Source organism: Wolbachia pipientis (assembly GCA_023052945.1).
GTDB lineage: Bacteria > Pseudomonadota > Alphaproteobacteria > Rickettsiales > Anaplasmataceae > Wolbachia.
The window spans coordinates 180,531-192,370 of record CP095495.1; the positions used below are offsets into that span (position 1 = coordinate 180,531).

Annotated in this window: 7 protein-coding genes, 1 tRNA gene and 1 pseudogene; 6 read left to right on the plus strand and 3 right to left on the minus strand. The window is 35.0% G+C overall.

Annotated elements, in window-relative coordinates; genetic code table 11:
- Positions 1-2,307 (plus strand): hypothetical protein, encoded by a 2,307-nt coding sequence (locus tag MWH06_00830; GenBank protein UPA55244.1) that lies wholly within the window; start codon positions 1-3, stop codon positions 2,305-2,307.
- Positions 2,308-2,606: 299 nt separating this feature from the next.
- On the opposite strand, the gene MWH06_00835 is transcribed toward MWH06_00830, so the two are convergent.
- Positions 2,607-2,981, minus strand: coding sequence for a hypothetical protein (locus MWH06_00835; GenBank protein ID UPA55245.1), 375 nt, complete (start codon positions 2,979-2,981; stop codon positions 2,607-2,609).
- Between the two features lie 73 nt (positions 2,982-3,054).
- Positions 3,055-3,130 (minus strand) — tRNA-His (locus MWH06_00840).
- Positions 3,131-3,280: 150 nt separating this feature from the next.
- Here MWH06_00840 and murJ point away from each other — a divergent pair.
- Together murJ and MWH06_00850 are read left to right on the plus strand one after the other, a co-directional pair.
- Positions 3,281-4,768, plus strand: a complete 1,488-nt coding sequence (murJ, locus tag MWH06_00845; protein UPA55246.1) for a murein biosynthesis integral membrane protein MurJ — start codon at positions 3,281-3,283, stop codon at positions 4,766-4,768.
- Positions 4,769-5,159: 391 nt separating this feature from the next.
- Complete coding sequence (locus MWH06_00850) at positions 5,160-7,694, plus strand: AsmA-like C-terminal region-containing protein (GenBank protein UPA55247.1); 2,535 nt, start codon at positions 5,160-5,162, stop codon at positions 7,692-7,694.
- 54 nt (positions 7,695-7,748) lie between these two features.
- Here the strand turns inward: MWH06_00850 and MWH06_00855 are convergent, their stop codons facing one another.
- Positions 7,749-8,885, minus strand: coding sequence for a phage portal protein (locus MWH06_00855; protein UPA55248.1), 1,137 nt, complete (start codon positions 8,883-8,885; stop codon positions 7,749-7,751).
- Positions 8,886-9,002: 117 nt separating this feature from the next.
- On the opposite strand from MWH06_00855, the pseudogene MWH06_00860 reads away from it, so the two are divergent.
- From MWH06_00860 to MWH06_00870, 3 genes and pseudogenes are all read left to right on the plus strand, one after another.
- Positions 9,003-9,817, plus strand: a pseudogene (locus tag MWH06_00860) (transposase).
- Between the two features lie 265 nt (positions 9,818-10,082).
- The gene (gene lipB / locus MWH06_00865; GenBank protein ID UPA55249.1) at positions 10,083-10,700 is read left to right on the plus strand and encodes a lipoyl(octanoyl) transferase LipB; all 618 of its coding nucleotides are present in this window, start codon (positions 10,083-10,085) and stop codon (positions 10,698-10,700) included.
- Positions 10,700-11,677, plus strand: coding sequence for an LD-carboxypeptidase (locus MWH06_00870; GenBank protein ID UPA55250.1), 978 nt, complete (start codon positions 10,700-10,702; stop codon positions 11,675-11,677). Before lipB ends, MWH06_00870 begins: the two co-directional genes overlap by 1 nt.
- Positions 11,678-11,840: the final 163 nt, after the last annotated feature.

Sequence of the window (11,840 nt, forward strand, 5' to 3'; positions counted from 1 at the left end):
ATGAACACTAACGATACACAACAAGAACACATTTATAATGAGCGCATTCAAGAGTTTTTTCCTTTATTTGATAAAAAGGACGACCCAATTTATAATGCTAGAGTTGATTTTAACACAGTAAAGTTTTTAACAGAACACGCCGATTGGGATTGGAACGAAGATAAAGACAAAAATAAAGCATGTGGAGTTATTCTTCAGGAATGCAACAAGATAAAGAAAGCCGAACAAAAGCTCGAAAGTGAAGTTCAAAAAAGGTTGAAAGAGTATGTTGATGATGTTGCAGGAGTTTCAATATACGGTAATCACGCAAGTATTACGCTGGGAGATGACAAAAAAGAGTTTAAAATCAGCGAATTTTTAAATAGTGATTTTTGTCAGAAGAATGGAATCTCGGGGTTTTCAACATTGCATAGCGATGGAAAGAGCGGAATGCATGGTTTTGTTGCCGAGGAAGGAGGGAAAAAAATAAGACATTATGTCGTAACTGATGGTTCATATGAAATGACGCTAAATTGGTATGTGAATGGGGAAAAGTGTACTATTAAAGTCAATATTGATAAAGAAGGTGTAAACCTTATTGAACCTAACAGTGTTACGGAGCAATTAAAGAAGCAATTAGAAGTAAACAAAGACGTAAAAATAGGTGGTTTATTCTTACATGAAATAAAATTCAGGGAAAAAGGAAAAGTGAATGAGGTGCAACATGACGGAAAAGACAATCAAGTCCTTAACAAATCATCTGAAATCGCAATAAAAAGTAACAGTAGAGATATTGAGCAAGAGATCAAAAAACCTGTTCAAAAACACCAAGCTACTCATATGAATCGAGAAATTGGGTCTCAGACCCCTCCGCTGCCACCACTTAGAACTAGTTCACTTCCACCTAAAAAAGATGTTTTCGATGAGCAAGTGGAAAGCAAACTTGGAAGCCGAAAACCAGATAGAAGTGAGCACATACCTAATAATCAGCAAAAAGGTGCAACTTCTGATCCTTCAGATGGTTCTACTTTCACCAAGTCTGTAAGCCACAATCAAGATAATAGGCAAAAAGATGAACGGTATGACAATCCTACATTTGGACATGCTGTACCTGGAAGCCAAAAACCAGATAGAAGTGAGCAAACACCTAATAATCAGCAACAACCTAAAACCCAGCAACAAGAAGGAAATAACAAAGGCGATCTATTACAAGACATCAGAAATTTCAAGAGAAACAGCTTACGGCGCACTGGTGTTGATGATAAGAAAGTATCAATAGACCGCAGTAGAGAAAATGATAGTTTAACAGATATGAAAGCAGTAGTAGTTCCAGAAAGCTCTCGCAGGAGTGGACAAGAGTCTGAAGAAGAAAGATTAAATTACCAAAACGCACGTGAAGCATTAGAAAGTTGGAAGGAAAAACGGCTAAAGAAATACGGAATTAACGAAGATGTTAAAGAGACTAGTTTTAACACACCAGAGAAAATTCAGTCTGAATTGCAAAAAGACGATTTAGCAGATGTAAAAACATTAGAAGGTCCAACTGTTAGTGTCTCTGCTTCAACACCAAATAGTATAAGTGATTCAGGCTATATATCTCCAACTAATGGTGATAGTAAATCTCAAACAGATTTAAAACAGGTAGGAAGGAAATTAGAAGAACATATTAATCTAACTCCATTTGAAGAACTTAAAAATACATTAGGTCAAGAAAATCTCGGGTTAAAACCGGCTGATCAGAGTCAGATTAGCGAAGAAACTAAAAAACGCTTGAGAGAAGTCGGGTTGCTAAAAGACAGCTCAACAGACATAAAAACAAACGATTCGGGCTATTCATCTCCAACTCACACTGACCACAGTAAATCTCAAACAAATTTTGGGCAATTAGAGGAGAAATTAAAAGAATATGTTAAACAAAGTGATCTAACTCCACTTAAGGAGCTTGCACAAAGATTAAATCAAAAGAACTATGGGTTAAAACAAATCAACCCTGAAACACGTTATGTTAGTCCACAAACTAAAAAACACCTAATAGAAGCTGGACTGCTGAAAGACAATTCAACAGACATAAAAACAGTGGCAGAACAAGAAAACAATGACACTAACTCAATTGTAGATAAAAATAGTAATCTATATAAATTGCTAGAGAAAGATGCAGCACAATTGAAAGTCGGAGTAATAGAAGAAGAAAGAAAAGATACTTTAACGGAACACACTGATAGTTATGATCGCAATAGAATTGCATTAGGTAACAGAAATAAAAGGCCACTGGATTGGGCTAAACGTATTGCTGAGTCACAAGAAAAAGATACTAATAAAAGTATTTGAGGTTAGGGAATGTTCAAAAAAGCATACACGTCAAGTTAAGGCCCAATATAGCACCATCCTGATACAATGTTGAACATTTTTTTTGCATTTTGAATTCTATGGTATTTTGTTTAACATTGAAGCAAGAGTCCAGGCACTGCCTTTGTGTTTGAGGCAAAACCGGCTATAACACTTAACACACTGCCTTTGCAAACAAATGTTCGTGCAGCTATATGCTGCACACTAGAATAACAGAAAGCAGAAACCTTACTTGATTAGCTTAAACTGGCTCATACCCCTTCCCTTTTGAAGAAAAGTGCTCAACTTCTAGGTGATATAACATAATTGCCCACTTCAACAGCTACAGATAACCCTGCAATTGGCGCTATTGCTCCTATTGCCGCACCTGTTAAAGCTGCAGAGCCCATTCCAAGCATTGCACCAGGAAAAATAGCAGTTGCGGCTGCAGCAAGGCCAACTCCAATTGCAGCAGCGCTTGCAGCGAAAACGGCCATCATGAAAAGATCTTGTTTGGAGAATTCGTATGTCATAGATGCAGCGAATAATACTGCAGGAACGGCAGCAACAATTCCACCTATAACCAAAGGTGACAAAGCTGTGAAACTTAATCCTAAACCTGTAAGTGCTCCTATTACTGATGATACACCTAAAAGTTCTAAATCTTCTTCATTCATACAAACTCCCTAATTAATCAATAAATAATAATATTACCATTTGTTCATATCTCCGTCAAGCAGAAAATTTTAGTGGGGCGAGCGACCAGGATTGAACTGGCGACATTCAGTACCACAAACTGACGCTCTACCAACTGAGCTACGCCCGCCAAGATATAAAATATCTAACATACGAGCGCAAATAGTCAATTGATTATTTAACTCTCCTTTTGCAGAGGGTTTTAAGTTTAGCCAATAAATATTTTCATTGATACTTTTACTATTATAGTTAATTGTATTGACACTAATGAAGTAGTGGTATGTTTAAAAGTATTTTCACATTTAGTTTTTTTACAGCTATTTCAAGGATCTCAGGGTTAATAAGAGATGTATTGATTGCTACGGTTATTGGCGCAAACTCTCTTGCAGACATATTTTTTTCTTCGTTTCGCTTTGCCAATCTATTTCGCGCATTTTTTGCAGAAGGAGCATTCACTACCTCATTCATACCGTTATACTCGGCAGAATCACATGATAATAAGAAGGCATTTAATTTTGCAAGTAGTGTAATATCCATTACGTTTATTATCTTAGTAATTTTTTGCCTTATCATGCAAACTTTCTCTCCTTATATGATTCAAATTTTTGCTCCTGGATTTGACCAAAGTAAGTTTACCCTTACTGTTACTTTATCAAGAATTATGATGCCCTACATAATCTTTGTTTCAATTGCATCACTTATTGGTGGAATGCTGCAAGTAAAGCAGCATTTTGCTTCAACAGCTATTGCACCAATCGTTTTGAATCTCTGTTTAATCATCAGTTTATTTGTGCCTTACGTAAAAACTCCAGCGCACAACCTTTCTATAGCTGTGCTGATCGGAGGGATTTTACAGTTACTTCTGATACTGTTTAGTGCATATAAGTTAAAGGCAGCTTTTTCTTTTAGCCTTGAATTAAGCAATGAAGTAAGGTTGTTTTTTAAGCGTGTAATACCTGCAACTATCAACAATTGTGTAACTCAAATAAGCTTATGGATTGATACAATCATGGCGAGTTTTATACCAAATGCGGTGTCCTATATATATTATGCCGATAGACTAAATCAACTACCGCAGGGAATAATCGGTACTGCAATCGGTACAGTGCTTCTTCCTTTAATTTCAAAACAGGTGAATAATACTGAAAATATAGTCAAAATACAAAGCAAGGCTCTCAACATAGGATTAATGTTAATTATGCCAACAACTGCTGCCTTTATCATTATTCCCGACATAATTTTACTTACGCTTTTTTCTTACGGTAAGTTTGATCATTATGCAGTGCAGCAAACTGCTCCCACGTTAATAGCATTTTCTCTTTCTTTACCTGCATTTATTATAAATAAAGTATTGCTACCCACATTTTTTGCTAAAGGCAATCTGAAAATACCAACTATGTTTTCACTAATGTGCCTTGGAATTAATGTAGTGCTAAACCTTTTGTTAATGAACAAATATCAGCATACGGGAATTGCTATTGCTACTTCTGTTTCCACTTGGATAAACTCCTTTCTATTAATTAGTTATTTAACAATAAATAAAATGTATAAGGTTAGCCAAGCGTTATTGTTAAATATCATGAAAATTTTTGTAGCAACGGTAGTCATGTCAATAGCCCTTTATATTTTTAATTCTTTGTTGGCAGGATTATTTTTTGATAAAATGTTGGCTCGTATTGTTTATTTAACGACTTTAATAGCTTTGAGTGTTATTGTTTATTTTGGTATTCTTTACCTAACATTTATAGGGAATTTAAAACATGTATAAATGTAATCTGAAAGTAAAACAAATGGTGTCATCCCAGTGCTTGACACTGGGATCCAGAAATTTTGTTGATTGTATGATCTGGAAAACCTTGTTTAAGTCACACTGGATTTTAGTGTCACACATACAACTGCATGAGTGTTGTGATTTGAAAGCAATTTCCACCGGGAAGCCAGTGCTTGACTACTTAGATCCAGCTTCTCATGCAACCTCATCAAAAATGTTGTGTTTTAACATAAGACTAGCTACTTTTTTGCTAATCAACTTAATAAATTTTCTGGATCCCAGTGCCAAGCACTGGGATGACAGGAGTGGCTGCTGGGATGACAAAGATAGACATTGAAATGACAAAGGTAGGAAATAGAGTAACTCCATTGCAATTAAGAGGCATATTATGAAGCTCTCAATATACGCCATATTATCAATCTCGCTGCTACTCATTCTCATGCACGTTGCTGCAACTTTTAAGGATTGGAGTGGCTACAGGAAATATATCATAAAAGAGTTGGAGAGGACATATGATGCTAAAGTGCATATTGGAGGGAAAGTTGAAGTTTCACTCATTACTCCAAAGCTCACTATTCATAATGTATATATACAATACAACGAAAATAAAGAGCAAAAGCTATCAGATTTAATTAGTGTAAGAAAAATTGAAATAAGGCCATCGTTCCTATCGTTGCTTTTATTCTCGTTGCAACCAAAGTCAATCACATTGTTTGGCATGAAAAGCAATAAAGAAAATTTAATTAATATTATAAATACAAAAGCCAGTGGTAACATAGTTGATACAGTAATAAAAGACAGCCAAGTAAGTTTTAACGCTGATATTATTAACATAAAGGAAGTTGCTGTAAAAAAAAATAAGCAGTTTTTTGGTGAAGTAAAGGTAGGTGATAATAATTACGATTTTTCAGGAAAGGTTAATATCACAAAAAAGAATGTATACATTAGTGTTGAATCAAATTTTGTAAATTTGCTATTTACAGGTAATAGAAATCAAGAAGAACTCCAGGGTAATTTAACATTAACAATTAATAACAGTTCCAATTCTGTAAGTGATTTAGCAAAAATTATTAATCCTAGCTTTCTCTCTTGTGTTATTCCTAGTGAAAATATTGAGATATCATCTAATATTAACCTCGATGAAAATGAGTTTACGGTAACTGACTTGAAAATTGATTCCAAAAGCATGCAAGCCAGTGGTACAATACAAAATGATAGAAAAGGCGATCACACTAATCTCAATATTAGCTTCAGCAAAGTTGACTTAGATTCCATACAAGACGATTTACAAAGAACAACGAATATGAAAGACCTTCTGGAATGCTTTAGAGCAGTTGTGCCAAAGAACTTGAGCTTAAATTTTAATATGGAAGCTTCTAATATTCAATATCAAAACAAAATATTGGACAATTTCCGTGCTGTACTAAAATCCACTGATGGCAAAGTAAAAGTTAATACGCTTCTTAAATTTCCTGGAATCAATAATATATCTTACTTATCAGGAGAGATTTCAAATAATAATGCCCTATCTGAATTTAACGGTGATTTGTTAGTAGAAGGAAATGATTTTGAGTCATTCATTTCATGTTTTTTTCCTTCTATAAAGATGAAAGAAAAACAGAAAAATCAATTTACACTAAGTTCTAAACTGCACCTTGCACCAAGAATATTATCTATCTCAGACATTAGATTGCTAAATAATAAGGAATCCTTGCAAGGGTCAATTAGAGTAAGCCACACAAAAAAACGCAGTGTGATTGATGGTAAATTTAGCATGCATAATCTTGATGCAGATAAATATGATCCTTCATTATTTAGCAGTTTATCTAAAATGCAACGGCTGAAAAATTTTCAGTATGATGCAAATATAAAGGCCAGTGTTAATAACCTTACATTGAATGATACGAAAATTAAAAATTTGGATTTTTTGCTAAAAATGGAAAAAGGTAAGCTAGTTGCAGATAAAATAAAACTATCTGGAGAAGATTTCGATATTACCGGTAATGCAAAAATATTAGTAGATCAAAAATACGCCAAACCTTTATTAGATGTGAACCTTACGGGCAATAAATTTAATGGAAATATCTTTAAATTACCAAATTTAGTAGAGGTAAAAAGAAATTCAAGAAATGAGATAGATCAAATTCAATGGTCAACAAAGCAGCTTAATTTCTTGGATGATAAAGAAGGCTTTGATGCAAATGTGCAAATCAATACTGCAGAATTTAAAACCGAGCAGAATGTTTTGAAAGATTTTAATTTGGATGCGGCAATGAGAAACAACGTTATCACTATCAAGCAGGCAAGTTACGTATTAGAACACGGGCAAGTGTCTTTTCAGGGTTATTTAAGATCAGACTCAATGAATACAAGATTTTCTATTGTAAATTTGGACACTAAAAAGATTGGTAAGGTTATAGGAATTGACAATGTAAATGGTCAGGTAAGCTTAAATGGTGAAATCAAAACTCAAGGAAAAAGTTTTCATGATTGGGCTAGTAACTTATCAGGAGATGTAAACCTACAAGCGCAGGGAATAGAAGTTACTAATGCAGATTTCAATTCATTTATCACTAATTTGTTAAGCAGTAAGAATAAGTCTGAAATTTCCACATTTGCTTATGTTGATATATATAATGGCAGTACATTTTTTGAAAATATCAGCGGAAAAGCAAGTATTAAGAGTGGTATATGTTCAACTAGTTTACAATTCGGGATTGATCAAGCATCAGGGTCGATCTCTTCTAATTTAACCTTATCTAACTTCGCTTTAGCTTCTATATTCAGGTTCTTTTTCATACCACCAAACTATAGTAATCCAATCTATATCGATATGCACTTGGATGGCCCTATTTGGCGTCCTAAGGTGAGTTTTGATGTAGACCAAATCTTCATCGCTCTGGTTGGCAAGAGGAATAGTTAATTTACTTAGGTGTACGGTTTAGGAGACAATGAACTCATCTGAACGGATACAAACTTAACCTAACTCATCACCACCTGGCAGTGGTGGCAAGCCAAATGCTTCTCTTTTTTCATTGAGTGTCATAAAGCTTGCATTTTCTACGTATTTCCACAACTTTTGTCTCTTTTCCATGAGAATCTCTATTGCGTCTTTGTCGTATGACAAGCACAGATCTTCACCAAATCTTGGTGTCAGCCAAGAATTCAGGTGACAGATAATATTTTCTAGCATCGGTAAAACCGTCTGCTCCCAGAGGGATAAGCGTGCTTCGACTAAATTGCTATAAGTGTTATCACCCGGTATGCCAAGCAATTGCGGTGGAACGCCAAAAGCTAGCGCAATATCACGAGCTGAACTGTGTTTGGACTCAATGAAATCCATATCTCTTGGCAATAGGCTCATCTCCTTCCACTCCAAGCCTCCTTCAAGTAATATCGGTCTTCCAGCATTAACAGGACCTGAATAATGATCATTTATCTGCGCTTTTAAGCGTTGGTACTGCTCTTGACTTAAACTTCCACCACTCCCGTCCTTCGCTGATTTCATAACTATTGCACCACTTGGTCTTGCTCCATTTTGTAGCATAGCTTGATTCCAAGCACCCGCCTGATTATGTTGATCTATACTGTACGCGGCTGCTTCAATTGGTGATAACCCATACCAATCATTCAAAGGGTTAAAGGTCTTTAAGTGCAACACTGCTGAACGTCCGGTTAGTTTATCAACTTTAAAGTCATAACCGTTGTTATTTATGGTATAACGATAGATATAAGGAACGTTATTTCTCCCTGGAACAATTTCAACCCTATCAGGGCGCAGAAGATAAAGCTCTGTTGGTGGTTTTCTATTGTTCTGCGACTCAACCATCAATATATAAGAATTGCCGTTAACTAACCGATAAGTTACAATCCCCTCAATAAATTCCGATTTTGATGTCATTGGATTAGGAGAATAAAGTAATTTCAGTAATGGATGAACTTTTAATTGTGATTTTCCCTGATCAGTAAGCCGGCAGAGAGTAAAAGGTACCGAAGATGCAGCACTTGCAATCATATTGATTGCTCGAAAGGCAATAACATTTTTTATGTAACCTTCCTCAGCAAAACTTACATAATCACGCTTACTCCAACTTGGTTCCATCATTAGCTGCAAAGCAGAATATTTAGTAAATACTGCACTTTTTTTTCTTTAGACCTGCTGAAAAAGGTGATTGAAAAAATGATGTGAGAGAGGTAGAAGAAGAATAAGCAGATCAAGTAAGGAAAAAAAATGAGCTTTAGTTACTATAATATGAAAAAACACCCAAGAAACTTTCGTAATATAACAGGTTTAACTATAGAGGAGTTCGAAAAAGTAGTGGAAAAAGTGAGGTCTGGATGGGAAAAACAGAAAAAGTGTCATGGTAGAAGATCAAAACTACCAACTCTGGAAGATAAGTTGTTTTGCGTAATTTTGTACTATCGCACTTACATAACACATAGATTTTTAGGATGCCTATTCAATGTACACAACGCAAATGTATGTAGGTTACTTAAGAGAATAGAGCCATTACTCGCCAAAAAAGTGACTATAACAAAAGATAGAAGTATGACGCCAGAAAAAATACTGAAGATTTTGGCTGATGTTACAGAACAGCAAATACAGAGACCAGAAGATAGTAAAAAACGGAAGAAATCATATTCAGGAAAAAAAGAACCAACACTATGAAAACTGAGATTATTATCGAAGAAGGAGGAAGAATTTTATCAGTGTCAAAGTCATACCGTGGTAGAATTAGTGATTTCCGCATAAGGAAACAAGAAAAATATTTACCACTTGATAGCATAAAACATGCCGATTCTGGATATCAAGGTTGGCAAAAATTGCAAAGCAATGTTATAATTCCATATAAAAAGTATCGTAAAAAGCCATTAACTCCAGAGCATAATAGAAGATTAGCATCATTTAGAATGAGAGTAGAAAACAAGATCCGAGAGATAAAGATATTTAAGATTATGTCGAATGTTTATCGCAATTTTCAGAAAAAATATAACCTGAGGTTCAATATTATTGCTGGTATTGTAAATCTTAAGCACGTCTTTTAGTTAACCTTGATTTTAGTCACCCTCCTTTCCTTTTTTTTATCGCTTGATTCGCAGCAGGTCTTTTGAAAAATATTGAAATTCATATGTGCCTCATGAAAGATGTTTAAAAGTTAAAAGTGTTTTAGATTCTGTAGTTAAACTAAGACATAGATCCCAGTGTCACGCACTGGGATGACATCATAGGGGGCACTGGAATGACAAGAAGAGGGCACTTGGATGACAGGAAAAGAATGCACTGCTATACTAAAAAGAAAAGAAATTGAACATGACAGAATGGCTAATATCTAATCAGCTTATTGATTATAACTGTGCCGTAAAATCTATGGAAGAAAAAATTCAACAGATTTACAATAATTCAGCAGACGAATTGGTATGGCTACTCCAGCACCCTCCACTTTATACTGCAGGAATCAGTGCAACAGATGATGATATTGTTAAAAAACTATTTCCTATATATAAAACAGGCAGGGGTGGCAAATACACATATCATGGGCCAGGACAACGTGTTATATATTTAATGTTAAACCTTAAAAAAAGAAATAAATGCGACATAAAGCTATATATTAGAGACCTAAGTAAATGGATAATAAATGTTTTAAAGCAATTTAATATACTTGGAGAATTTAAAGAGGATAGAATAGGTGTTTGGGTGAATAACAATGGAGTAGAAAAAAAAATTGCAGCTTTTGGTATTCGCTTAAGAAAATGGGTAACTTATCATGGCATAGCGCTTAACGTCTTTCCAGACCTCTCTCACTATAAGGGTATTATTCCTTGTGGACTGCAAGGTTATGGCGTTACATCAATGGAAGAATTAAGAGTTAAAGTTCTACTTTCTGAACTCGATGATATACTAAAGAAAGAGTTTTATAAGATATTCTAATGATCATTTACCTTTTATATTTTATTTTCACTTTATGTGCTAACACAGGTATTCATGCAATCGACCAAGTTGATATTATTGCTCCTTCTTCCAAGGGAAAAGAATCAGATCTGACTACTATAAAAGAATATGTAGAAGCTTCGGATTTTAATCCCCATATTTCAGAAAAAATATATAGTAATGACAATCCATTTTATTCCAACTCTGATGAATTCAGAGCAAATGATCTGGTTAGTGCACTAACTAATGATAGTAAAATAATTTGGTGTATCAGAGGAGGAGAAGGGGCTTCTCGGTTAATTCCCTATCTAGAAAAGTTACCCAATGATAAAAAAGAAAGGATTGCTCAAAACAAAAAAATCCTCATAGGCTATAGCGATATAACTGCCTTGCACATCTATCTACAAGCTAAATATGATTGGCAAACTCTTCACGGCACCATGTTGGAAATGATAGTAAATAGCTCCGTTTCTAAAAGCTCTGTTGAAAAATTGAAAGAGTTAATTCTTAACAAGCGGGATTCTATCAGATTTGATAACCTAAAGATGATAAACAATGGCATTAGACTAAAAGATGGCAAATTAGAGTCTAAAGTCATCGGTGGTAATATGACTTTAGTTGAAAATAGTATAGGAACTACTTGGCAAATAAATGCAAAAGGTAAAATTCTATTTTTAGAGGACATAAGAGTTTACCCATACGCAATAGAGCGCAGTTTAGATCACCTAAAACAAGCTCACATTTTTGATGGAGTGCATGCAGTAATCTTTGGGGATTTCGTTAACTGTTATAATGATAATCTTGTTGAAGTTGTAAAAGAAAGGTTTGCAAAAAGTGTTAACTTTCCTGTATTTACAATGAAAGGGGTAGGCCATGGACATACAAATGACCCTTTACCTCTTAACACTCACGCTATTATTAGCGTTCAAGACGAAAAAGAAGGTTTGTTTTTTATGGATGTGCAGAATGTTAGCTAATCTTATAGCTAATGCGAGCTCTACGTCATGCCGCCGCGGTATCTATTAGCCGCTAACACGTACTTAACCGTCATACCGCCGCGGCGCTAACAAAGCGGGATGACGAGTCATTATACCGCCGCGAACCGTCATACCGTCACGGTATCCACAACTGTACGAACGT

Bases quoted from the DNA above. Each gene is read 5' to 3' on its own strand.
- MWH06_00870 (UPA55250.1), top strand. From the start codon at position 10,700: ATGATCATTTACCTTTTATATTTTATTTTCACTTTATGTGCTAACACA.
- lipB (UPA55249.1), top strand. From the start codon at position 10,083: ATGACAGAATGGCTAATATCTAATCAGCTTATTGATTATAACTGTGCC.
- MWH06_00850 (UPA55247.1), top strand. From the start codon at position 5,160: ATGAAGCTCTCAATATACGCCATATTATCAATCTCGCTGCTACTCATT.
- MWH06_00835 (UPA55245.1), bottom strand. From the start codon at position 2,981: ATGAATGAAGAAGATTTAGAACTTTTAGGTGTATCATCAGTAATAGGA.
- murJ (UPA55246.1), top strand. From the start codon at position 3,281: ATGTTTAAAAGTATTTTCACATTTAGTTTTTTTACAGCTATTTCAAGG.
- MWH06_00830 (UPA55244.1), top strand. From the start codon at position 1: ATGAACACTAACGATACACAACAAGAACACATTTATAATGAGCGCATT.